Genomic DNA, 24,148 nt, shown 5'->3' on the forward strand with positions numbered 1-24,148 from the left:
ACCTCAAATATTGAGCCGTTCCGCGCAAGGCTGAGACCGCGCGATGTGGTCAGCGACGAGAAGCCCGAGGACCTCGCCGGGCCGGATCCCTCCCTCGCCTCCGACGACACGGCGCGGCCTTCCTCACCGGCGGGACCATCAACGTCGACGGCGGCAGTTCCAAGCACTGATTCACTCTCGCAGGACTGAACAGAAACGGATCGGCATGGTTGACGTGAACGTAGAGCCGTTTGAAGTCGAGGTGCGCGGACGCACGGGAGACCTGCTGCGCGGCGACGTCTACCTGCCCTCGGGCGGAGTTGGCCACTTCCCGATCGTCCTGGGTGCGTCCCCCTATCAGAAGGCATTGCGCCACCTCCCGCCGAACCCGGTGTTCCCATTCACCGAGTACGGCCCGATCCAGCTATACCTCGACCACGGCTACGCCTACGTCGCGATGGACCTTCCCGGCACGGGCCGCTCCGAGGGGACCTGGGACCCGGTCTCGCGCACCGAGGGCGAGGCCATCCACGACATGATCGAGCACGTCGCCGTCCAGCCGTGGTCCACCGGCGCGGTCGGCATGATCGGCATGTCCCACTACTGCTGGAGCCAGTGGAACGCCGCGCGGACCCGCCCGCCGCACCTGCGGACGATCGTGGCCTACGACGGCGCGACAGACATGTACCGCGACTGGATGTACCACGGCGGCATCCCGATCCAGGGGTTCCTCAACACCTGGCGGCTTCCAGGTCTCGCAGGCGCTGTACGTCGTAGCGAAGCTGGACGTCTGCACGATGCTGGACGACAGCCCCCGTACCGTCGCCGACCTCGCGGAGCGCAGCGGAGTGTCGGCGGACGCGCTCGGCCGGTTGATCCGCACGCTGACCATGGCCCCGGCAGGGTCAGAAAGTGTGGGGGGACGCGGGCATGGACGCCATGTGGTCCGCCTCCACGATCAAGGTGATCGGGTCCGGGATCGACGACCCGGACTTCGCCGACAAGCTGTCCCGGCTTATCGGCGACCACGACGTCGAGACCACCTCCACCTCGCACTCGGAGTCCGGCAAGTCAACCTCGGTGTCGATGCGGCAGGAGCGGATCCTGGCCGCTGACGCCATCCGCGCCCTGCCAAGGGCACCGCCTTGTGTTTCGCCACCGGCATGCGCGCCGCGATGCTCGACCTGCACCCCTGGTATCTCGAGCCCGGCGCCGACGAGCTGTCCGCCGCCTCCGCCCGTGCCTCGAAGGGCATCACCGACCGTGCCGTCGCCAAGGCCGGCCCCAAGCAGTCCGACTTCGACACCGCCGCGTAGAACTCGCCCTTCGCCTCGTTCCACGCAGCCTCACGCGCCGTCCATCTCCATCTGCACACCGACCGCCAGCACACCTGGAACCGCCTATGACACAGATCCATGAAGTCCCCGACGACTGGAACCCCGACCATCGCTGCTGCCTGGAGTGCGGCAACAGTGATCCCGAGGTCACGCTTCGGGCCGTCACCCACGCCGCAACGAATCAGCAGGCTCTCGCCTGCACCAGGCACATCGCGGAGGTTGGCGCTGTCCTCAGCGAAGCAGACGCCCAGGAGTTGGAATACGGCGTTATCGACGGCGGCTCCCCATGGTCCTGCCGCGGTGAAGTCGAGCCGGTCCAGGTCGTTTTCGGGCTGGCCTCTTGGAAGCGCGCGGGTTCGCAGAATCTGGCAACGGTCTGACGGGGAACCCGTCCACGAACCTGGGGTTTCCGACGTAGAACGAGTGGGTTCGGCCTGACTGGCCGTACGAGTCTGGGGATGGGTGCCAGTACTCGGAGATACGAACGATCCCTGATGCCGTCGGTCAAGCCGCGAGATCGCAGGGCGGGGTGAGTTCGTAACACCCGCCTGCCGCGCGGGTGAGCCCAGAGGACGTTGATGCGGGGGTCGGTGGTCATCCAGCCCAGGCTGCTAGTGATCACGAATGAGACATGCGGTGACGGCCGCGAGTCGGGCCGACATGGTCGAGGCCGCTAGTTGAACCACGCATACCGCGCAGGGTCGGTCAGACCTCGGAGGCGGACGATCCAGATACGGAATCAATCCATCCGAAAAGCGCCTGCCGCGAGTGTGTACACCCTCGGACCCCACCGAGTGTGACTGTCCGTATTGGATCTAGTGCGTAAAGTTACAGTCTTCGTAGGGTCAAAGTGCCGCCAACACCGTATCCATGGAGGATTCGTGGCAAGGTTCCGCACTCATCTGGCCCTGCTCGGTTCGGCCGCGGCTCTCACCGCCGGCGCACTGGCTCCCGTACAACTCGCCGGTGCGCAGCCCGCCGCCGCAGCGGACTACGACTGGGTCGCCCTGGGTGACTCGTACAGCGCCGGTGTCATCAAGGCCACCGGCGACGTCTTCGAATTCCCCCGCGACGGCTGTGAGCGCACCGACCGGTCCTACCCCCAGATCATCGACCGCGACCTCGGCGCGCTGTTCGAGCTGACCAACGTCAGCTGCGGCGCCGCCACGATCGAGGACGTCACCTTCCGAGCGCAGGTGCCGATCGGCCGCAGCGTGCCGGGCACCCCCGACCCGGAGTCCCCCTTCGACCCGGTGCCGCCCCAGTCCGAGGCGGTCAAGTCCGGCACCGACGTGATCACCGTCGGCGTGGGCGGCAACACCCTCGGGTTCGGCAACATCCTCTTCAAGTGCCTGGAACTGGGCCAGGGCAGCGGCGGCGTGGGCACGCCGTGCAAGGACGAACTGGCCGCCTCCATCCCCGCCAAGCTGACCAAGGTCGGCAAGGACTACGACGCGATGCTCGCCAAGCTCCACGAGAAGGGCCCGCACGCCAAGATCCTGGCCATCGGCTACCCCACGGTCATCCCCAAGGACATCTCCAAGTGCCAGTACAACAATCTGCAGCAGTTTGTCTCGATCACCCCCGGTGACCTGAACTGGCTGCGCACCGACGTCCTGGAACCCCTCAACAAGGTCATCGAGAAGTCGGCCGGCACCCAGGACGCCGCCACCTTCGTCAACCTCTACGACTCCTCCGAAAAGCACAGCGTCTGTGATGCCGGCAAGTGGGTCGAAGGCGTCTTCGACGAGGACAACCAGGCGGCTCTCGTGCACCCCAACGCCAAGGGCCACGAAAACGCCGCCGACCACGTCACCTCGGCAATCCTCAACGCCGTCGCCCCGAAGGACTGACCCGGACACGGCGCCCCGCCCTCGATCCACCACCGAGTTGCCTCCGGTCCTTCGGCCCGGAGGCAACTCCGTTCCTGAGCCTGTGCCATCGGCACCGGCTTCCATACGGTGAACGTCGAGGACGTCGAGGCCGAGGCGGAGACTGCCTGAACCGAGGAGCCGGAAACCCGCGGGGTGGCGGATCAGGCGATCCTGCCACCCCGACGGGTGCCGACGCTCTCCCACACCAGCGCCCACTGCCTCATAAGGCGCCGGTCCAGCAAGGCACGTGCGGCCTGTGCGGAACCCCAGACCGCGCCTCCGGTGACGGTGGCCGCGTCCATGCCGGCGAAGGAGGACCTCAGGGACCGCCCCGGACTCGGTAGGGGGCCGGGATGCCAGGCTCTCCCGGGAATTCGTCCACACCGGCAGGCGCGTCCCGGCGGAAGCGTCGACGGGCACGGCGGCCCGGCCGGTGTGTGTCCGGCCGTCGGGCATCGTCCACCGGACCGTCGGACCGGTGGTGCTCGCGTGCGCATGTGTGGGCACCACATCCCGGGCCTTCTCCAGGAAGACCGCCACGACCGCACGGCGGCCGGAACGGTCCTCCTCCAAGCCCCGGTCCGCGACCATCGCGGCCATCACTCCCGCGGTCACGCCCCCCAGCACTTCTTCCACGATCCACGCGATGAGCAGCAGCCACGCCTCGACGAAATCGCTCGTCCGCCGATGGACTGCGCCTGAACCGCCGCAGCCGCGTACAGACCGGTCGCTGCCGCCGTGTCTTCTTCGCCACGAGCCGACACCCCGTCACGAGCACCAGCACCTGTTTCCGGTGTCCTGCGGAACGGTGGGGAAAGAGCCGGTGATCGAGAAGCCGCGGAGCGCGGTCAGTGCTGCGGGCTGCCCATCTCCATGGTGAAGAGCGCCGGGTCAGTGTCGAAGCCCCGGATCATCTCGCGCATCTCCCACGCTCCGAAGGAGTCCCGGGTGAACTCGGCGACCGTCGCGGCTGTGAAGTCGGCGACCTGGGCGAAGCCGTCCGTCACGAGCTGCTGGTATCCCTGTACGACGACCACCCCAGCGTTGGAGATGTCCCCGAACGTCCGGGGTCCACCGTCCTGGTGGATGGCCACACCGACCACCACACGCCCGTACGCGGGCGACAGCCGGTCGAACTCCAGGACCATCACCTCGACGAACCCGAAGCCCATGCCGGTCTGGCTGTTCCGGGGCATGTTGATGGTGCCGTCCGGTGACCGGCTGTCGTAGTGCACGACGTACGCCGGCCGCCCGTAGGGATCGTCCGCCGAGTAGGTCGCGGCGATGATGTCGAGATGTCGCGGTGCCTCACCCAGCGGGCTCGGGTCCCACTTGAGCCGTACCTCGACCTTGCCCAGCCCCTCGCCCCCACCACTCACCTTTGACACGCTCCTCAGGACCACAGCGAGGCTTTCCCGCACGAACAAGTATGCGTTCCTGATGGCTCATTGACGCCCCCTTGGCGCTCTGCTCCCCACGCCCCGAACCGGGCCGACATATCCCAGATCCTGGTCCACATCCGGACCCGGCAGCCGCCTTGGGCACCGACCTCGAAGACCATCAGGCCGTCATCACCCATGACCGCTTTCGAGATCGCGCCGAGCACAGGGACGCGCCAGTCACAGCTGCCGTCGACCGGCCATTCTTCCCCGCAAGGCCGTCGTCCCGGTCGTCACGAGCACGTGATCCATCCGAACTGCACGCTTCAACGGGTTCGAACGGCTTCGCCAGCAGCGGTCCATCAGCGACTGGGCGAGGCCAGTCACCACACAGCGCCGAGACCAGCTCCGCCTAGGGTCTGTGTGATGTCGTCATCAATCGGCTGCTCGTAAGAGGTCTTCGAGCAAGATCGTCGACGCGCGAAGTTCGAGGCTGGCGAGGTAGCGGGCTCCACCACCTTCACGAACAGACCACAGGGGCTCTCATTCCCGTTGCCCAAGTTGCTCCCTTTCACCCTGTCGAAAGCAGCAGGCGAGTCGGTCGCATCGGGCGCGAGGGGGTCATTGGTGGCGGCGTCCGAAGACGACCATCCGCAGGACCGTGAAGCGCACCACGGTCACCAGGGCGAAGCTCGGCGCAAGTACCACGGTCTCCGCTGCTGGTGAGGCGGTGGGCCGGTAGTGACGGAAAAGCAGGACAGCGCCTGAGGTGACCAGGTATGCCAGGACGAACAGGCCACCCGCGGTCAGATGCGCCTGGAGGACCCGGACCCGGGACCCGCGAAAGGTCAGCCGGCGGTTGGCCTCCGTGTTGAGGACGGTGACGACAAGCAGGGAGATGAAATTGGCCAGGATGGGCGGCGACCACTGGCGCAGAACCCAGTACAGCATGGCCTGAGCCACCGTGGAGACCACGCCGATCACGACGAACCAGAACACTTCCCTGGTCAGCGCGGTGCGGCCGAGCCAGGTGGTGGCGCTGCGCCGTGCGCTGAGGCGTCGCACCCCACCATCATGCGGCCACCGTGCGACCCGTCGAGCCGTGCGGAGCGCCGGTTCTGCCGTTCGGCTGACGACGGACACCCGCATGTACGACAGGCACGGAGAGCCGACCCGATGTGCGCCAGTTTGTGGCTGACGATCTGACAGGCACTGACGGAGCGGTGGGGTTCGATCCACACGTTGAGGGACGGTCTGGGGAAAGGGGAGGCAGTCGTTGGACAGTGGCGGACGGCCACCGGCTGCGGGCTCCGGCGGGCCGCAGCGGCGGGGATCGGACGAGGGTGACGCGCAGGGGCTCCTCGAGCGCGTGCGCGCTGCCGCGGCGGCGCGGGCCACCATGGGGGCCGCTCGTGCCAGGGCCCTCGTACGCCGGGTCGAGCGGACTCCGCCGCCCCCGGGTCCGTTCCGTCGTGGATTCTGGCGCAGCCCGATTCGTGGGCCTTGGCTGACGTCGGTGTTCGGACTGGTGTTGCTGATCGGCATTCCGATGTTGTTTATCACCGGACTGCTCTCCTACGCCTCCTACAACCCCGAGCTGAGCCCCCTCAACGACGAGACCCCCGACAAGGGCGTCCTGGGCTTCTACCTCTTCGCCTGGCCCACACACCCGTACTGGCTGTACCGGCTGCTCCAGGGCGTGCACGTGACGTTGGGCGTGGTGCTGGTGCCGGTGCTGCTGGCCAAGTTGTGGTCGGTGATCCCGAAGCTGTTCGAATGGCTGCCGGTGCGCTCCATCGCCCACGGCCTGGAGCGGCTTTCGCTGCTGATGCTGGTCGGCGGCGTCATCTTCGAGTTCGTCACCGGCATCTTCAACATCCAGCTCTACTACGTCTTCCCGGGCTCGTTCTACCGCCTGCACTTCTACGGCGCCTGGGTGTTCATCGCCGCCTTCGTCGTCCACGTGTGCCTCAAAATCGGCCGGATGGCCCGGGCCCTGCGCTCGCGCAGCCTGGGTGACGAACTGCGCACCGACCTCGCCCACACCGTGCCCGAACCACCCGATCCCGACGGTCTGGTGGCAGCCTCTCCCGCCTCGCCCACGATGACCCGCCGTGGCGCGGTGGGCATGGTGGGAGCGGGATCGCTGCTCCTGTTCGTCGTGACCGCCGGACAGAGCATCGGCGGCCGGCTGCGCGCCACCGCGCTGCTCGCACCGCACAACCGCGACCCGGGCAGCGGCCCGAACAGCTTCCAGGTCAACAAGACGGCGGCCAAAGTGGGCATCACCCCCGCGCTCGTCGGGCCCACCTGGCGGCTGGAGGTCCACGGACACGGAGTGCCACGGGTCTTCACCCGCGATCAGCTCCTGGCGATGCCCCAGCACGCCGCCGCACTGCCGATCGCCTGCGTGGAGGGATGGTCCACCGAAGACCAGCAGTGGAGCGGCCTGCGGCTGGCCGACCTCGCCGCCCTGGCCGGAGTGCCCGACGCCGCAAGCGTCCTGGTCCAGTCCATCCAACCCCCCGGCCCCTTCACCAGGGTGGTGCTGCGCGGCAACCAGATCCACGACCCCCGAGCGCTGCTCGCCCTCCGCGTCAACGGCGCTCACCTCTCACTCGACCACGGCTACCCGGCCCGCATCATCGTCCCGGCCAACCCCGGCGTGAACAACACCAAGTGGGTCCACCGGCTCACTTTCAGGGCGTGACCATGGCACGAATCGTCCGCTGGTACGGCTCCGGCCCCCTGCATCTGCTCGTCCTGGTCGCCTCGTTCGCCCTGACCGGCTACGCCATGGTGAGCCTGTTCGCCGTCCGGCCCTGGGAGGTGGCGATCTGGTTCGTCGGTGCGGCGATCCTCCACGACCTCATCCTGCTGCCCCTGTACTCGCTGGCCGACCTGTCGGCCCTCTCCGTGCTGCGGCACCGAGCCGCCGACGGACCGAGGGTGCCGTGGATCAACCACCTGCGCGTCCCCGCCTTCCTGTCAGGTCTGCTCCTGCTGGTCTGGTTCCCCCTCGTCTTCCGTCTGGCGGTCCCCTACCCCGGCGACACCGCTCTGTCCGACAGCGTCTACCTCGGCCGATGGCTGGCGATCACCGGCGTACTCTTCGCAGCCTCCGCGGTGGTCTTCGCGGTGAGACTGCGCCGCCTGAGGCGGGCCGGCCGCGGTGACAAGAGCCGACCGGCCGCAGGGCATGGCGCAGCACCGTGACAACGGACGAGGACGAGCTGTACGACGCCGACGGGGAGCCCTATGCGCTCGCTCTGCAACCCGGCCGGGAACCGGTGTACCTGCGGCTGGCCGACGGGCGCCGGATCCGGATGCCGGTGCATCGGTGGCACGAGCAGCCCACGGCGGCCGACAAGACCGTGCTGGAACGCTGCATCGGCCCCGTCCTCGACGTCGGCTGCGGCCCGGGCCGCATGTGCAGGGCACTCCTGAGCCGAGGAGTCTTCGCCCTCGGGGTCGACATCGCACCTCGCGCGGTCGCCCTGACCACCGTCCAGGGCGGGCTCGCACTGTGCCGATCGGTCTTCGACCGACTGCCGGCCGAGAGCGGCTGGCAGACGGTGCTGCTCATCGACGGCAACATCGGCATCGGAGGCGATCCTCGTGGCCTGCTGCGCCGCTGCGGCGGACTCATCGCCCCCACCGGGCTCCTCGTCGTCGAGGTCGACCCCCATGACGTCGAAGAGCTGTGCACCGCCCGGTTCGAGGACCTCCAGGGCCGGAGCGGTCCGTTCTTTCCCTGGGCACTGCTCGGACGGCGAGCGCTCCGCGGGATCGCCGCCAGCCTTGCCCTCAGCGTCACCGATCAGTGGACGAGCGGGCACCGCTGCTTTGCCACCCTGGCTCACCAGGGATCGTCCTGCGACCGCCCTGACACGGGCCTCGCAGTGACGGACATCGGCCGGGCAGAGTCGGACGACCGGGCCGCTCCACGATGACGCCTCCGTGCTGCTGCACTGCCACCACAACAGTCGTGTGGGAGGAAAGTCTGTTCGCATCGAGTGAGAAGGCGGCGGCTGCGGCAAGGTAGAAAGGACACATGCCGGAGCACGAGCCCCCTGCGGGAACCATGGACGACGTTGATGCGGTCACCCGGGCGGTCCTGACCGCGTCCCGGCTGCTGGTAGCGGTCTCCGCCCGTTCCCTCGCCGAGGTGGAGGAGCGCGTGACCCTCCCGCAGTTCCGGATGCTGGTCGTCCTGGCCACCCGAGGGGAGACCAAACTGGTCGCGCTCGCCGAGCTGCTCCAGGTTGCGCCCTCCACCGCCATGCGCATGGTCGACCGGCTCATCGCCGCCGGACTCGCCGACCGCAAGGCCAATCCCGCCAACCGCCGCGAGACTCTGCTGCGGCTGACCGACGAAGGCCGGCGCACCGTCGAGGAAGTCACCGCCCGGCGTCGCGCCGAGATCGCCGGCATCGTCGAACGACTCCGCCCGACCGAGCGCCTCGCGCTCGTCGAGGCCCTCAACGCCTTCAACGAGGCGGGAGGCGAGCCCTTGGCCCCGGCGGCGGACGCCCCCGAGCCGCACCCCCTCGGCTGGCTCGTGGACGGAGCGATGGCGCACAACGCCTGACACGGCACGGCACGGCACGGCAGCCGGTCATGGCATGGCCGGGGTCCGGGGCGTCTACCCCGATGCGTCGTGAGCCAGCTTCGCGGCGATCACACCAAGCAGGCACACGGCGCCGCCCGCACCCGTGTTGCTCCACAAGATCCCGGGCGACACGCCGTGGGATGCCGTCACGACCGCTGGGGAGAGGATCAGCCAGAGGCTGAGCGGCACCAGGGTCCATGCGAATCGGTGCATCCGCTGTGGCGCGAGGGGGGTTTCGATAGCGAGCAGGGCGACGCCGAGCCCCATGATCAGGTTGTTCGCCGTGAGATACGGGTTCGTCCTGGCGAAGTGGATCACCCAGGGTGAGATCGCCGTGTAGATGCCGACCAGCAGCATGAACCCGTCAACGACGGCTGCCGGGCTGTTTGTGGTCGCAGCCTCGCGGCCAGCCCTTATCTCGGTCGATTCAGGCGCACGAAATACGGCCGAGTGGCGTGGATGCGACATGGCAGTCGCCCCCTCTCGCATGGCGACGTTTCCAGTATGCAAAGAAAGTCCTGATTGGGCTGTTCGTGGCTGTCGCATCCCCCTTTTCAGCGGGATCGGATCAGCCAGCCGTTGACCGCCGGGCCGTGAAGAGCCCCGGTGGGTGCTCAGGCGGTCGCGTGCACCGCGCGCAATGCGCTCTGGTGGCTGAGCCAGCCCACCGGCTTGCCCTGCTCGGCGTCGAGCACGGGCACCCCGGTCCCGGCGGCCGACAGCAGGGTGTGCAGCGCCTGCGCGAGGGGCTGGTCGGCGGTGACCGGTGCGGGCGGCGCGGCGAGCTGTCCGACCACCGGGGGGGCTCCTTCCGGCTGTTCCGCGAGAGCCTCGGCCACCGCCTGCGCCGTGACGACGCCGACGTACCGGCCGGCGTCGTCCATGACTGGGAGGGCGCCGTGGCCCGAGAGGCTGAGCAGGTCGGCGGCGTCGGTCAGGGACGTGGTCGCGGGCAGGGCGGAGGGGAGCGGTTCCATGACGGTGCCGACGTGCTGGGCGCCGATCGCCGCCCCGGGGGCGGGGCTTTCGAGGTCGATGCCGCGGCGGCGCAATTTGAGGGTGTAGATGGTGTCGCGGGAGAGCAGGCGGCTGGTGGCGGTGGCCAGGACGATGGCCAGCATCAGGGGCAGGATGATCGAGTACTCGCCGGTCAGCTCGAACAGGATGACCACGGCGGTGATCGGCGCCCGGGCCGCGCCGGCGAACACCGCACCCATGCCGATCAGGGCGTACGCGCCCACCGCGCCAGCGGTGCCGGGCATCAGGTGGTGGACGCCGATGCCGTAAGCCGAGCCGAGCATCGCGCCGATGAACAGACTGGGCGCGAAGACACCGCCCGAGCCGCCGATGCCGATGGTCAGGCTGGTCGCCAGCATCTTGCCGACCAGGAGCAGGAGCAGGAAGCCGACGGCATAGCCCCCCTCGGTCGCCTTCTCCAGGACCGGGTAGCCGACGCCGTACATCTGTGGCAGGGCCAGCAAGACCCCACCGAGCGCCAGTCCGCCGACCGCGGGGCGCAGCCACTCCGGACCGCGCCACAGCCAGTCGCAGGCGTCCTCGACCAGGTACAGGAAGCGGGCGAAGCCCATCCCGACCACAGCGGCGACCACGCCGAGGAGGGCGAACAGGCCGTACTGGGCGAGGTGGTCGACGTGGAACGCGGGCAGGTTCAGGAAGGCGACGTCGCCGAAGGACGCACGTCCGATGATGCTCGCGGTGACGCTGGCCAACACGGTCGCGCCGAAGGCTTCCGCACTGAAAGTGCCGAGGATCAGTTCCATGGCGAAGAAGACACCGGCCAGGGGAGCGTTGAAGGTGGCCGCGATGCCGCCCGCCGCACCGCAGGCGACCAGGAGCTTCATGCGGCCCTCCGTCGCCCTCGTCACACGACCGAGAGTGGATCCGAGCGCCGAGCCGATCTGCACGATCGGCCCCTCGCGGCCCACCGAGCCGCCGGAGCCGATGGTCAGCGCGGAGGCCAGCGTCTTGACGACGGCGACCTTCGGGCTGATCCGCCCGCCGCGCTGAGCCACGGCCAGCATCACCTCGGGCACGCCGTGCCCACGGGCCTCCTTGGCGAACCGGTTCACGAGCGGGCCGTAGAGCAGGCCGCCGATCACCGGGGTGAGCAGCACGAAGTACGGGCCCAGCCACGGCACGTGCGGATTGCTCGCGCCAGGGGAAGCGGAGTAGTCGGAGTGACCGGACAGCAGACCGGTGAAGGTCTTGATGCACCAGCGGAAGACGACCGAACCGACGCCCGCTCCGGCGCCGACCACCACGGCCAGCGCCATCACACCCCAAGGGGCGTTCCGCAGGCTCGCGATCGTCGGCGCCGGTGTAGGGCTCTTTGTCGTCGTGTCGGCCCCTTGCCCTCTGTCCGTTGCTGCCCGTATGCCGCTCATCGATTCCCCTTCCTTACTTTTGCATTATGCAAAAGATGTCAAGGGTGTGCACCATCTGTCCGCCCCTTGGGCCTGAACGACCTTCGGCGACCGCTCCCGTCCGCGCCAGCGGCGCTTTTACCGGCACTCCCTCGGTTCGGTCGGCCAGCGCTGCGTGCGACATGTCGCCTGCCCAGCCCTCGCATCCGTGGCGACGGCAACTGACTTTCACCCGGCCGTCGGTCCACTCCGGTGCGTATTGGTTGCCCGCGGACCTTCTTGACGCACAAGCTTTGCACGGTGCAAAAATTAGGTGACGGAGGAGAGGCGGTGCACACCGATGAGGGTCGTCATCTGCGGGGCCGGGATCGCGGGACTCGCGCTGGCCGGCCGGCTGCACAACGTGCTCGGCTGGGACGTCGTCGTCCTGGAGAAGGAGCAGCGGCCCCGCACCGACGGTTACATGATCGACTTCTTCGGGACCGGATACGACGCAGCCGAGGCCATGGGCATGCTGCCCTCCCTGGAGGGGCTGAGCTATCAGGTTTCCGAGGCTGCCCTTGTGGACGAGCACGGCGAGTGCCGGGTCGGGCTCCGCTACGACCGCTTCGCCCGCTTCCTGGACGGGCGCCTGCTGAGCATCATGCGGCCCGACCTCGAACTCGCCCTGCGGGAGCGGCTGTCCCTCGCGGTGCGTCTGCGCTTCGGCGTGGGGCCGGCCCGCGTCGATGTCCGGCCGGACGGAGTGCGCGTCACACTCACCGACGGCGACAGCATCGACGCCGACCTGCTCGTCGGCGCCGACGGCATCCACTCCACCGTGCGCGCCCTGGTCTTCGGCGAGGAAGCGCGGTACGTCCACCATCTTGGCTACCACACCGCCGCGTTCACGTTCAACGACCCCGAGACGCACGCGGAAGTCGGCGACCGGTTCTGCCTCACCGACACCATCGGCCGGCAGATGGGGCTGTACGCGCTGCGCGACAGCACGGTCGCCGTGTTCGCCGTGCACCGCGCCACCGACGCCCCTCGCCCCAGGGACGTGCAGGCGGCGTTGCGCCACAAATACGGCACGCTCGGCTGGCTCGTACCTCGCGTCCTGGCGAACTGCCCGCCGTCTTCCCGGATTTACTACGACCACGTCGCACAGACGACCCTCCCGGCCTGGAGCCGCGGCCGGGTCGTCCTGGTCGGAGACGCCTGCCAGGCAGTCTCCCTCCTCGCCGCACAAGGCGCCTCCCTGGCGATCGGCGCCGCATACGTCCTGGCCGACCAACTCGCCCGCACCTCCCACATCGAAGACGCACTGCATGGCTACGAACGGCTCTGGCGGCCCGTCATCACACACAAGCAGCGCGCCGCCCGGCGAGTGGCCCGCTGGTTCGTACCCGAATCACCACGACACCTGCGGATCCGCCGGACCGCCCTGCGGCTTTCCAACCTGCCCGGTGCGCAACGCCTCGCAGGCATCTCCCTCACGGGGAGGCAGGGGCCGCCCCTGCGTCGACTCGCCTCGATTCCGTCGTGGGTGACCGAGAACCGTGGCTCCGGCGCCGTCCAGGAGGGAGCAAGACCACGCAGACCGTGAACACGTCCGGGGTGTCGCCGGCCAGGCGCCCCGGAAATGTCCCGATGTCCGCCAGCCCGAGCACCATGACCGCCCGCCTACGCAGAGCAGTCGAAGCCGCCCACTGGCAGTCACTGGCCGGGCTACTGCATCCGGACGGCGCCCGCGTTCGTCTTGTCGGTCGGCGCTGAGTAATTCCGTGCAGGTTCAGTGTGCTGGCGCCGAGTACGTCGCCGGCACCGCCCGGACGGGCCGTGTCCGCCGGGCCAAGAGCCCTGCCGCCCTCAACTTTCCTATCTTGCAGTGGCGTTCGGGTGCTCATCGGGCAGGCGCGGGACGAGGCGGGAACCGCCGTGGGAGCTGGTGGGGCCTGGACACTGAGTGTGCCGCTGTGGATGGTGGCGAGGGAGCGCGGTTGCCGGGGCCGTTCGGCGGCATCGGGGTGGCGGTTGCCGCGGGCCTCCCACACGCTGAAGCCGGATGTGGACGTGCGCCGCCGAGCATCGAGCTGCGCAGAGGGTTCTGGAGGACCGTGTGACTGCTTCGTCGCCCGCCACCGACGCACCGCCGGCCCGGTACGACGACCTGCGTGCCCTGGTGATCAACTGCACCCTCAAACGCTCGCCGGAGACCAGCAACACTCAGGGGCTCATCGACCGGAGCACCGCGATCCTGGACGCACAGCGAGTGCATGTCGATGTCGTCCGGGCCGTGGACCACGACATCGCCACCGGGGTGTGGCCCGACATGACGGAACACGGCTGGGAGACGGACACCTGGCCGGACCTGTACCAGCAGGTCATGGAGGCCGACATCCTCGTCCTGGCCGGCCCGATCTGGCTGGGCGACAACAGCTCCGTGATGAAGCGGGTGATCGAACGCCTCTATGCCTGCTCCAGCCTGCTCAACGAGCGCGGCCAGTACTCCTACTACGGCCGCGTCGGCGGATGCCTGATCACCGGCAACGAGGACGGCGTCAAGCACTGCGCCATGAACGTCCTCTACAGCCTCCAGCACCTGGGCTACACCATCCCTCCCCAGGCGGACGCCGGATGGATCGGCGAGGCCGGCCCCGGCCCCTCCTACCTCGACCCCGGCTCGGGCGGCCCGGAGAACGACTTCACCAACCGCAACACCACCTTCATGACCTGGAACCTGCTGCACCTGGCACGGGCTCTGAAGGACCTCGGCGGCATCCCCGCCTACGGCAACCAGCGCACTGCCTGGGACGCCGGGTGCCGCCGCGACTACGAGAACCCCGAACACCGGTAGGCACTGAGCGGCAGGGGCAGCGGCGTCGGTTGGCAGCAGGAGTTCGTCCCTGCGCGGTCGCGGCCCTGGCACCGTCGCCGCTCATGTGTCCCGGAGGTGGGGAGGGGGATGCAGTGGATGGGCTATGCGGCGTGTATGAGCTTGATCGCTTTTCCGCGCCGGCTACTGGTCGGTGACGCGGGAGCTGGCCAGGATGGACGGGATGATGTCTCACACCACGTCCGCCGGCAGAGAGCTGGATCCTGTCGCTGAGTCGGTCGCCGTCTACAGCGACCACACCGGCGAGTACGCGGCTGTGCATGCTCCGAAGATGGCGGATCGAGTCGAGCGGTTCGCGGGCTCTCTGCCGGCGCCTTCGTTGATCCTCGACGCCGGATGCGGCCCGGGCCGCGACCTCGCAAGGTTCCGGGCGTACGGGCATGTGGCGCGCGGCGTCGACCTGAACCCGGTCTTCGTGACGATGGCCAACACGCATGCGCCCACCTCGCAGTGCGATCTGCGTGAGGTCGGGACGCGGTTCCCGGCCGGAACGTTCGACGGCGTCTGGGCGTCCGCCTCTCTCGTCCACCTCGATGCGGCGGAGACGGTGGACGTGCTTGGGCAGTTCGGGGCGCTGCTGCGGCCCGACGGCAAGCTGTACGTGTGTCTCAAAGCCACCGGGCACACGGGCTGGCTCGACGAACCGGACGGAAGACGGTGGTACACCGTCTGGGATCCGGACGAGTTCGCCACCGCCGTGACGGGTGCGGGCTTCGAGGTCGACCGTGTGGATCCGGGCCCGTACGTCGAGGTGTGGGCCACCCGCAACGGCTGACGTCGGCAGCGCCCGGTGAACCGGGGCACACGCGCTCGCGGGTGCGGTGGCCTGCGAAGGACCTGGACGAAGTGACTGGCCAGCCACGAGTCCCGCACACTGGACGAGCTATTCCGAACGCGTTGAGGGGTCTTGGCCGGTCTCCGGTGCAGAGGTGTCGGCCGGCTGCTGCGCGGCCAGCAGATCGCCTGTAGCGGTACGGCGGTAGACCACGCGTCGGCCGACGCGCGCTCCGGTGATCAGGTCTGCGTCGCGAAGGACGGCGAGGTGACCGCCGATGGTGCCGAGCGACTGACCCAGCTTTGCAGCGAGTTCGGTGCTGGTGGCGGGCTGGTCGAGTTCCTGCAGGATCGCTGCCCGGCCGGTACCGATCAGCCGTGCCAGTGCGCCCGTGGGTTTCGTGGGCGGGGATGTGGCGGCGGTTCCGCGGGCGGGGTAGACCAAGGCGTAGTGGTTCGGTGGTGCTGCGCACAGCCAGCTGCCGGTGGAACAGCTGACGGGCACGAAGAGCATGCCCTCGTCGCTGACGATGAGGTCGGGGCCGTTGTGGTGAGTGAACCGGATGGCGTCGGTGCCCACCCATGCGCTGCGGCGGGTCATGTGCTGCAGGGCGCGCGGCCAGCCGTAGGCGGCCAGCAGGCCCGCCCGGTACATGACGTCCCGTTCCAGCAGCGCCCGGCGGCGTGGCCAGTCCGGGGCCACATACGCCGTCCACACCGACTGGAGCAGGCCGGCCACGCGGACCGCGAGTCCGTGTCCGGACAGCCAGCTCAGGTCGTGTTGTTTCCAGCTGTGCGCGAGTGACTTCTCCAGCCCGGCGCGCACCTCGTCATCGGTGGCACGGCTCAGGACGGTCAGTTCGTCGGTGATACGTGTGCGCATGCCGCCCGGGGGCGGGCCGGCGATGAACTCGGGGATCCATTTGGTCGAGCCGAGGAGGGCGACCAGGCCCCTGGCGAAGGGGTCGGCCTCCACAGCGGCGGCCAGGCTGCCGTGGTGCCGGGTGTGCCAGGCGGTCAGCCAGGGGTCGGTGCAGGGCTTGCTGAGTACGAGCATCGAGCCGAAGGTTTCGGCCAGCGGCGACAGGGCGAACCGGGACCGGGACAGAGCCAGCGGGCTCAAGCGCAGCAGTGTCACCTTTCGCCTCCTGCCGAAACGATACCGTCAGCCGGTCGGTGTCCCCACACTCTCGCCGGTGCGTTCCTCTCTTCTGAAACGGGCCGGATTCCGGTGGTTCCTCACCGGACAAGCGATCTCTCTGCTCGGCAGTTCCATGGCCCCCATCGCGTTGACCTTCGCGGTCCTCGCCGCCGAGGCCGACGCCGGCGATCTCGGTGTCGTGCTGGCCGCCCGCATGGTGCCGCTGCTCGGCCTGGTGCTGGTGGGCGGCGTTACGGCCGACCGGTATCCGCGCCGGACGGTGCTGCTGGCCGCCAATCTCGGCTCGGCACTCACCCAGGGCGCTGTCGCCGCCGTCCTGCTCACCGGCCGCTACGCCCTGCACACCGTGGCCTCGCTGGAATTCCTCAACGGCGTGCTCGCCGCCTTCACCACCCCGGCGCTGCGCGGCGTGGTGCCTCAGCTGGTCGACCGGGACCAGCTGAGGCAGGCGAACGCCATGCTGGGCTCGATCCGCAACGCGACCAAGATCCTCGGGCCGAGCCTCGCAGGCGTCATCGTCGTCACCACGGGCAGCGGCACAGCCCTCGCCCTCGACGCCCTGACCTATCTCCTCGCGGCGCTATGCCTGGCCCGCCTCCCCCTGACCGGCACACTGCCCAAGCCGCGCTCGGTCACTGTGTGGACCGACATCCGCGACGGCTGGAGCGAGTTCCGGCGCATTCGATGGGTGTGGATCGGCACCGCGTCCTTCTGCGTGATCAACCTCGTCCAGACCGGAACCTGGCAGATCCTGGGCCCCACCCTCACCAAACAGCTCAGCGGCGAGACGACCTGGGGATTCATGCTCAGCGCCCGCGGCATCGGACTGCTGGCAGCCAGCACTCTGCTGTACCGCCTGACGATCACCCACCTGCTGCGCCTCGGCCAGCTGGCCAGCACGCTCACCGCCCTGCCCCTGCTCGCCCTCGGCACCCGGGCGGACACCCCCTGGCTGATCACAGCCGCCCTGATCTCCGGCCTCGGCATGTCCATCACCGGCATCGCCTGGGAGACGTCCCTCCACGAACACGTCCCCGGGCACGTGCTCTCCCGCGTCGCGTCGTACAACGACCTCCTCTCCTACCTCACCATCCCCATGGGCCAACTCAGCGTCGCACCTCTCACCCACGCCATGGGCGGCTACCGCCTCGCCGCCATCGCCGGCGCCGTCTCCGCCACCGCAGCCGTGACCCCGCTGGCCTCCACCACCGTGCGCCGACTACGCGCGCACGGACATACGCAGACCAACACGCCGTCCCAGTCTGCTAGGGATCTTCGAATCAGGAAGCGGAGTGCAGGGCCTCCGTAGGCCCGGCTGCGGCAACCACCTCAGGCGTGGCACACGCATCGCTTCCAAGCGCGCGACGAGGGTGTTCAGGATCTCCGTGTGAACGACGAGCTGAACACCCTCGTCACCGGACTGCATGTGAAGATCGACGGCCAGATCGCCACGAGCCGAGCCCCAGGGCACCCGCCGCAATTTACCGGTGCTGGGTGCAGGGGCACGTCCCTGCACCAGTTGCGGGATTCGCGGTCTGGGTGGACTGCGGACGGTGCCGCCAGGGTCGCAACGCTCAGCGGTCGTGGCTGAACGGTAGGAAGGAAGGGTGACCGATAGGGGTGAACCGGACGATGGCGCGTTCCTGCCGGAGCTATGTGATCTGTGCGGGGAGATCTCCGACGATACGAAGGTTTCTGCGCTGGTGCCGGATTCATCGGCGATCCATGGTCATGACCCGAAACTGGACGGGAAGCGGCGTCTGACCGTACGTTCGAGCGAGCATATGGCCGCGCTGATCGATGCGTACGAACAGCGGCCGTTCGTGGACGCCGAGCTGTGGGCAGGCAAGATCGGCCGTGCGATCGAGGCTCACCTCACCAACCGCGACGCCACCTTCATGACCTGCAACGTGCTGCATTCGGTCCGGGTACTGAAGGATCTTGGAGGCATCCCCGGCCACGGGAACCAGCGCACCGCCCGGGACGCCGGTTGCCGGCGCGACCACGAGAACCCCGAACACTGATAGGGACATCAGCGGCAGGGGCGGCCGCGCGCTGCGGGGCGGCGGGGAGACACGACGTACGCCGAGCGCGGCACCAGCTCGTGCCACTCGGTCGGAGCAACCGTCGGCAAGCGGCACATGCGATCTGCCGATCGTGCTGATTGGCTGGAGGGGAATCCGCTGTTCAGGGAGGCTGGGATCCATGTCACCCGTCAGGCACCTGGAGAGACCTGCGGCGCGGGCGACTGCTCACGTCGTCCCGGCCGGGCGGCGCCCGGCCCGAGGTGGACGGGCTGCGACGCATGAGTGCGCGACCGATCGGTGACCACGCCCTGCTGTCGGACTGCCGCTCGGCCGCGCTGGTGACCTCCGACGGCTCGGTGGACTGGCTGTGCGTGCCCCGGTTCGACAGCCCGGCGATCTTCGCCCGGCTCCTCGACGAGGACGCCGGCCACTGGTCCATCCGTCCTGTCACCGGCCCGGTCGACATCAGCCGCCGTTACGTCGAGGACACCCTCGTTCTGGAGACGGTCTTCCGCACGGCCGGGGGCACGGCGGTCCTGCGGGACGCCCTTGCCCTGGGACGGCGCGAACGCGGGCACGCGCTCGGCACCGCTTCCCCCGGAATGCTGCTGCGGCAGATCACCTGCACCGAAGGGCGGGTGGACATCGAGATCACCTACGCGCCGCGCCCGGAGTTCGGACTCGTCCACCCGCTCCTCTCAGCCGTGCCGGGTGGGCTTGCGGCGTACGGGGGCGCCCATGTTCTGCTGCTGTCGAGCCCCGTCGACCTGCGGATGAGCGGCTCCACGGCCCACGGCCGAATCCCGCTCACGGCGGGGCACCGCCTCGGATTCGCCCTGCACGTCGGGACCGCGTGGGAGAGGGAGTCGGCGACTTGGCGGACGGGACGGATCCAGCGTCGCATGTCCGACACCGTCGAAGGCTGGCGCTCCTGGTCGAAGCTCCACCGCGGCTACGTCGGCCCCTGGCAGGACGAAGTGAGCCACAGTGGACGCGTGCTGCGGGCCCTGACCTTCGCACCCACCGGGGCCATCGTCGCCGCGGCCACCACCTCTCTGCCCGAGAAGACGGGCGGAACGCGCAACTGGGACTACCGCTACACATGGGTCCGCGACGCCAGCTTTACCCTTCAGGCACTGGCCACGGCCGCCTGCGAGAAGGAAAAGAACCGGTTCTTCGGCTTCCTCGCCCGGGCCGCGGCAAGCCAACTCGACCGCGGCGCCGACCTGCAGATCATGTACGGCATCGGCGGAGAACGTGATCTGAGCGAGCGGCCCCTGCCTCACCTGACCGGCTGGCGCAACAGCAGCCCCGTTCGGATCGGCAACGACGCCTGGCGCCAACGCCAACTCGACGTCTACGGCGAACTCCTCGACGCCGCAGCCCAGACCCTTCCACCCGATGAGCCTCTCGACCCAGCCACCCGTACCTTTCTGCTCCAGGCAGCCGAGACAGCCGCCCAGCGGTGGACCCAACCGGATCAGGGCATCTGGGAAAGACGCGGACCCAGCAGACACTTCCTCCACTCGAAACTGATGTGCTGGGTCGCCCTGGACCGCGCCATCAGCATGGCCCCTGCCCTCCAGGCCGACGAACGCCTGCCCCACTGGCAGCACGAGCGCGACCAGATCCGCCAAGCCATCGAACAACGCGGCTGGAACCGCGACCTGGGCGCCTTCACCCAGGCATTCGACACCGACGACCTCGACGCCTCCGTACTGATGCTGCCCATCGTCGGCTTCCTGCCACCACACGACCCCCGCATCCAGTCCACCGTGCAGGCCGTCGCCACCCAACTGACCGACCACAACGGCCTGGTCCGCCGCTACCTCACCGACGAACTACAGGAAGAAGAAGGCACCTTCCTGCTGTGCACCTTCTGGCTTGCCCAAGCCCTCGCCCTCACCGGCCACACCACCCGTGCACGACACGCCTTCCAAACCGCCCTCGCACACGCCAACGACCTCGGCCTGCTGGCCGAGGAGACCGACTCCACCACATCAGAGGCCCTCGGCAACTTCCCCCAAGCCTTCAGCCACATCGGGCTCATCAACGCCGCTCGCGCCATCCGCGATGCCGAGCGACAAGACATCCACGCCTAGGGCCTGTCTGATGGGTCGTCTGACCGGAGTCCGAGCCGGTGCGAACAGGGCCGTGGCCTACCGTGATGCAGTCGTTCACGGGTGGTGGGGCATCTGGGGTGCGCCCGTGCCGCCGCCGGTTCGGATGGCTTCCACAGCGGGGTGATGAAGTGCTGTCAGGCCGTCTTCGGGTAGGAGGGTGGGGCCTCCTTGGAGGTGGTACCACTCGTCGGCGCCTGTGTACTGCACGGTGATGCTGGCTTCGGTGCCGAGGTCGGTCGTGGTAACGGTGAGGTCGCCGGTGATGACGCCGACTTCGAAGGTGAAAGCGCCGACGTTGCCGAGGCCCGGCTGCCGACGGGGTTCGTCTGCGTCCCTCTTCCGTGGCTGAACATTGCTTGGGGCACTACGCGGAGTGCCCCAAGCACGGGGTGTCAGTTTTGGCAGGCGCAGCCCCATGGTGGTCCTGGCCGCAGTGACGGGCGGGGCGGGAGCGCGGGAGGCCTCGGCTGAGGTGCGGGAGGCATCGGCGGCCAGTGGCAGGGATCCGTCCTCAGACGACTTCGATGGCGGTGGACGGTGAGACACGGTCGCCGACCGTGAACTGGACGCTGGTGGTGCCGTGGGGTGTGTCGTCGGAGGCACTCACGCAGACCCACATGACCGACTGTGATCCGTCCCCGGGGATTCCCAGGTCTACGTCGGAGAAGGACAGTGTCTGACCGTCCTCGGAAATGCTTCCCACGTACACGGTGATGTTCTGGTCGGCACCCCAGACGGTCAGCTGGTGATCGGCGCTGCCCTGCGTACCGAACCCCATGTCGGCGTCGGCCGGGAGGACCGCGGTGACGGTTTGCAGCGGGATGGCCTGCGAGCCGTTGTTCTGCACCTCCACACCCGGATACACGGGCGGCCCTCCCCGCTCTGCGGTCACCGGAGCGCCGCCCGGCGACAGGGAGAAGTTCGGGGCGACGACGATCGTCGTGGACGGAGATGGCTTTCCTCCCACGGTGAAGGTCAGGCTGGTGGCTCCGAGCGGGGCATCGTGGCCGGCGCTCACGGCGACCCACATGATGGCCGTGCCGGGCAGTTCCAGGTCCACGTCCGAGAAGGCGAGCGAGGTTCCGTCCTCGGACAGGGTTCCCGTGTACTGGGCGGTTTCCCCGTCGGTGTTCTGGACGGTCAGCTGGTAGTCGGCGAGTGTCTGCGTGCCGAAGAGCAGACCGCGGTCGGCGGGCAGGGCCACTGTCACTGTCGCCGGGGCGAACGCCATGTCGGATTCGACATGTACTCCGGGGTAGCCGGCCCGTCCGCCCTGCCTGAGCTCCACGTCGGGCGGTCCGCCGGGCGTCACCGTGAACTCCGTCCACTGCAGCACCACCTGGCCGCGGCTTTCTGCGTCGCCGACGGGAGACTGGTACAGGGGATCGTCCTTGCCACCCGCCCGGGTGCCATTGCCGGCCAGGGTGCGTCCCCCGGTAACGCCGGGACCGTTCACGAAGCTGCTGCCACCGGCCCCGCCACTGTAGAAGGCGCCGGCGGTGCCGCCGATGCCGAGGCCGCCACCGCCGCCCGCGTAGCCGGCGCCCCCGCCGCTGGAGCCGCCGTAGCCCGCGCCTCCGCCTCCGCCCATGCCGGGGATCGGTACCTGGCCCCCAGGGGTCCCGTTCGCGTTGGCGCCGCCGTTCTGGCCGGTGTTGCCGCCGCGCCCCCCATAGCTGGTGTTGGTGGAAATGGCCCCGCCGGCGCCGCCGGTGGAACCCGAAGCTCCATGCGCCGGCGGTCCGGTCCAGCCGCCCCACGAGCCCGTCCGTGCGTCAAAACCGCTGGTGCCGCCGCCCGCACCACCACGCACATCAGGGTTGTCCAACGCGCACGCTCCGCCTCCTCCGGCGATCAGCAGCGTCTGCCCCAGCCGCTGGCTGAACAGGCCGCTCATGCCGCCCCCGCCGGAGGGGCCTCCGCCCAGGTCGACAACGACCCGCAGGGTCTCCCCCGGCACGACGGCGATGTCCCCGGTGGCGAAACCGCCCCCGCCCCCCTTGCTGGACCCAGCACCCCCACCACCCCAGCAGCGGGCGTTGACCGTGGTGACACCAGGAGGAACGGTGAAGTTCTCCACGCTGCCGGAATAGTTGAAGCGCCGGCTGTGGGTGTACGGAGCGATCGGTGCGCTCGCGGCCGGGGCAATGGCCACACGGGGCTCGATCACACTGGCGGGCTCGAGAGCGGCGGGGAGGGTTTCCTGGGGCATGGTGTGTCGTCCTTACGTTGCAGATTGAGCTGATTTCCCGTGGTTCGCGTGGCACGCAGACAGGTCCGCAAGCCAAGTGCGCGGCGCGTGCCGGGCGTTGTTCGGGGGCTGTCGCGGTGCGGGTCGGTCTGGTTGTTCGGGGCTGCGGAGGCGTGGTCCGGCTCCGCTGGGCAGTGCCGTCAGGGGCAGGTGTGTCTTTCGGCTCCCGCATCCGCGACGTCGCCCCTGGGGCTGCGGCTCATCTCGCCGGCGTCGACGAGCGTGCCGATCGCGCGCCTGCGCACGCCGTTGCGGTGGCTGGTCCTGCTCAGGGATTCGACGGCGTTGCACCAGACATCGAGGTCGGGAGCTGCACTGAGTTCGATGGAGCGGGCCTTGGCCCGGCGGGAGGCGCGGTCCCAGTTGTCCGGGTCCCGCAGGGAGGTCAGGGCGTGGATCCAGGCGTTGAGGTCGTCGCGGTAGGCGAAGATCCCGGCTTCGCCGAGGGACTCGACCAGGCCCGGGGTGGGATGGGCGATGACCGGGATGCCGGAGGCGAACGCCTCCACCGCCACCCGCCCCCACGACTCGTACAGGCTCGGCATGAGCATCACGCGCGAGCGGCTGTAGACGTGCTCGCGCATCTGCTGTCCCGGCACGCCATCAGCCACTTCGCAGTTGGGCAGCCGCGGTGGCGGCATGATCTGCTGCCCGTAGGCGCCGCGCACCCCGAGGAAGTTCCATTCCGGGGTCCAGGCGGCGATCTGCCAGAACACCTCGCCACCCTTGTCCGGGTTGAGATTGACCAGGGTCGCGCGGTCGCCGGGCTGGGTGCGGTATTCCTCGGCGAGCACCGGCGGACGGACGACGATGCTGTGCCGGGGCAGGAACTCCCGCGGGTAGCGGGCGTAGAAGATCTCACCGTCCCGCCGGATCCACTCGCTGTTGTACACGACGAGGTCAGCGCCCGCGGCGTTGTGGAAGCTGGTGGCGAAGTTGTCGTGGCAGATCACGGCCAGGGGAATGCGCCGGTCCCGCGCGAGCCCGGCCAGCAGGGGCACGTTCTCGAAGTGGGACAGCAGCACGTCCGCCTTCTGCGCGCGGGCGGCGAAGTCCAGGCCTTCCTGATACGGGACGACCTGCACCCCGTCGATCTCGTAGGTCTTCTCGGTCCCTCCGGGGTGCGAGAGCCAGACCTCCACCTGGTGACCACGCGCGGCCAGAGGGCGGAGCATCGAGTGCAGCATCCACTCCGAGCCCGCGTTGTGGTCCGGCGGATACCCGTACACCCGGGCCACGATGGACATACACCGCCCCGGAGATGCCACGGCCAGCCGGTACGGGCGGGATGCCACTGAGTCCACCTGCAAGAACTCCCCCCAACGGGTCGAAACGACGAATCGGCGCATCAGGCGGAGCAGGGCCTCG

19 protein-coding genes and 2 pseudogenes are annotated in these 24,148 nt (G+C 69.0%); 14 read left to right on the forward strand and 7 right to left on the reverse strand.

What is annotated here, in order from left to right; translation table 11 throughout:
- Positions 1-205 precede the first annotated feature (205 nt).
- From AQI95_RS45100 to AQI95_RS23965, 4 genes and pseudogenes are all read left to right on the forward strand, one after another.
- A pseudogene (locus AQI95_RS45100) lies at positions 206-766 on the forward strand (CocE/NonD family hydrolase); the annotation flags it as partial.
- 110 nt (positions 767-876) lie between these two features.
- Positions 877-1,295: pseudogene (locus AQI95_RS45105) on the forward strand (TraM recognition domain-containing protein); the annotation flags it as partial.
- Between the two features lie 86 nt (positions 1,296-1,381).
- Positions 1,382-1,696, forward strand: coding sequence for a hypothetical protein (locus AQI95_RS23960; protein ID WP_067127281.1), 315 nt, complete (start codon positions 1,382-1,384; stop codon positions 1,694-1,696).
- Positions 1,697-2,197: 501 nt separating this feature from the next.
- Positions 2,198-3,169 carry an SGNH/GDSL hydrolase family protein gene (locus AQI95_RS23965; protein WP_208614245.1) on the forward strand — a complete coding sequence of 324 codons (972 nt, stop codon included), beginning with the start codon at positions 2,198-2,200 and terminating at the stop codon, positions 3,167-3,169.
- An 869-nt stretch (positions 3,170-4,038) separates the two neighbouring features.
- Here the strand turns inward: AQI95_RS23965 and AQI95_RS23970 are convergent.
- Together AQI95_RS23970 and AQI95_RS23975 are read right to left on the reverse strand one after the other, a co-directional pair.
- A complete protein-coding gene (locus AQI95_RS23970) occupies positions 4,039-4,569 on the reverse strand; it encodes a TerD family protein (RefSeq protein WP_079071424.1) in 531 nt (176 codons plus the stop codon).
- Positions 4,570-5,190: 621 nt separating this feature from the next.
- Complete coding sequence (locus AQI95_RS23975; protein ID WP_067127283.1) at positions 5,191-5,634, reverse strand: GtrA family protein; 444 nt, start codon at positions 5,632-5,634, stop codon at positions 5,191-5,193.
- A 334-nt stretch (positions 5,635-5,968) separates the two neighbouring features.
- Between AQI95_RS23975 and AQI95_RS23980 the strand changes: the two genes are divergently transcribed.
- The 4 genes from AQI95_RS23980 (at position 5,969) to AQI95_RS23995 (ending at position 9,160) form a co-directional block, all read left to right on the forward strand.
- Positions 5,969-7,279 (forward strand): molybdopterin-dependent oxidoreductase, encoded by a 1,311-nt coding sequence (locus AQI95_RS23980; protein WP_079071438.1) that lies wholly within the window; start codon positions 5,969-5,971, stop codon positions 7,277-7,279.
- A gap of 2 nt (positions 7,280-7,281) precedes the next feature.
- Positions 7,282-7,785: a hypothetical protein gene (locus tag AQI95_RS23985; RefSeq protein WP_067127289.1), complete on the forward strand. Its 504-nt coding sequence runs from the start codon at positions 7,282-7,284 to the stop codon at positions 7,783-7,785.
- Positions 7,782-8,522 (forward strand): class I SAM-dependent methyltransferase, encoded by a 741-nt coding sequence (locus AQI95_RS23990; protein WP_107121716.1) that lies wholly within the window; start codon positions 7,782-7,784, stop codon positions 8,520-8,522. Before AQI95_RS23985 ends, AQI95_RS23990 begins: the two co-directional genes overlap by 4 nt.
- Before the next feature lie 101 nt (positions 8,523-8,623).
- Positions 8,624-9,160, forward strand: a complete 537-nt coding sequence (locus tag AQI95_RS23995; RefSeq protein WP_067127292.1) for a MarR family winged helix-turn-helix transcriptional regulator — start codon at positions 8,624-8,626, stop codon at positions 9,158-9,160.
- Positions 9,161-9,214: 54 nt separating this feature from the next.
- Here AQI95_RS23995 and AQI95_RS24000 read toward each other — a convergent pair whose 3' ends face one another.
- Together AQI95_RS24000 and AQI95_RS24005 are read right to left on the reverse strand one after the other, a co-directional pair.
- Entirely contained in the window at positions 9,215-9,649 is a 435-nt protein-coding gene (locus tag AQI95_RS24000) for an SPW repeat protein (protein ID WP_067127555.1), read from the reverse strand.
- Between the two features lie 146 nt (positions 9,650-9,795).
- Positions 9,796-11,475, reverse strand: a complete 1,680-nt coding sequence (locus tag AQI95_RS24005) for a chloride channel protein (RefSeq protein ID WP_107121717.1) — start codon at positions 11,473-11,475, stop codon at positions 9,796-9,798.
- Positions 11,476-11,905: 430 nt separating this feature from the next.
- On the opposite strand from AQI95_RS24005, the gene AQI95_RS24010 reads away from it, so the two are divergent.
- The 3 genes from AQI95_RS24010 to AQI95_RS24020 all read left to right on the forward strand — a co-directional run bounded on the left by AQI95_RS24010 (position 11,906) and on the right by AQI95_RS24020 (position 15,218).
- Complete coding sequence (locus AQI95_RS24010) at positions 11,906-13,153, forward strand: FAD-dependent monooxygenase (RefSeq protein WP_067127297.1); 1,248 nt, start codon at positions 11,906-11,908, stop codon at positions 13,151-13,153.
- 513 nt (positions 13,154-13,666) lie between these two features.
- Positions 13,667-14,404 carry a flavodoxin family protein gene (locus AQI95_RS24015; protein WP_067127299.1) on the forward strand — a complete coding sequence of 246 codons (738 nt, stop codon included), beginning with the start codon at positions 13,667-13,669 and terminating at the stop codon, positions 14,402-14,404.
- A 310-nt stretch (positions 14,405-14,714) separates the two neighbouring features.
- Positions 14,715-15,218: a class I SAM-dependent methyltransferase gene (locus AQI95_RS24020; protein WP_159056561.1), complete on the forward strand. Its 504-nt coding sequence runs from the start codon at positions 14,715-14,717 to the stop codon at positions 15,216-15,218.
- 108 nt (positions 15,219-15,326) lie between these two features.
- Here the strand turns inward: AQI95_RS24020 and AQI95_RS24025 are convergent, their stop codons facing one another.
- Positions 15,327-16,355 (reverse strand): helix-turn-helix domain-containing protein, encoded by a 1,029-nt coding sequence (locus AQI95_RS24025; protein WP_067127305.1) that lies wholly within the window; start codon positions 16,353-16,355, stop codon positions 15,327-15,329.
- A gap of 58 nt (positions 16,356-16,413) precedes the next feature.
- Here AQI95_RS24025 and AQI95_RS24030 point away from each other — a divergent pair, with 58 nt between their 5' ends.
- From AQI95_RS24030 to AQI95_RS24040, 3 genes are all read left to right on the forward strand, one after another.
- On the forward strand, positions 16,414-17,688 hold the full coding sequence (locus tag AQI95_RS24030) for an MFS transporter (RefSeq protein WP_067127308.1): 1,275 nt from the start codon (positions 16,414-16,416) through the stop codon (positions 17,686-17,688).
- 298 nt (positions 17,689-17,986) lie between these two features.
- The gene (locus tag AQI95_RS49120) at positions 17,987-18,403 is read left to right on the forward strand and encodes a hypothetical protein (protein WP_244188827.1); all 417 of its coding nucleotides are present in this window, start codon (positions 17,987-17,989) and stop codon (positions 18,401-18,403) included.
- Between the two features lie 281 nt (positions 18,404-18,684).
- Positions 18,685-20,508 carry a glycoside hydrolase family 15 protein gene (locus tag AQI95_RS24040; RefSeq protein ID WP_067127314.1) on the forward strand — a complete coding sequence of 608 codons (1,824 nt, stop codon included), beginning with the start codon at positions 18,685-18,687 and terminating at the stop codon, positions 20,506-20,508.
- Positions 20,509-21,040: 532 nt separating this feature from the next.
- Here the strand turns inward: AQI95_RS24040 and AQI95_RS24045 are convergent.
- Positions 21,041-22,741, reverse strand: coding sequence for a hypothetical protein (locus AQI95_RS24045; protein ID WP_067127317.1), 1,701 nt, complete (start codon positions 22,739-22,741; stop codon positions 21,041-21,043).
- 179 nt (positions 22,742-22,920) lie between these two features.
- Entirely contained in the window at positions 22,921-24,027 is a 1,107-nt protein-coding gene (locus AQI95_RS24050) for a glycosyltransferase family 4 protein (protein WP_067127320.1), read from the reverse strand.
- Positions 24,028-24,148: the final 121 nt, after the last annotated feature.

Origin of the sequence: Streptomyces yokosukanensis, from assembly GCF_001514035.1 — a bacterium.
Taxonomy (GTDB): Bacteria; Actinomycetota; Actinomycetes; order Streptomycetales; family Streptomycetaceae; genus Streptomyces; species Streptomyces yokosukanensis.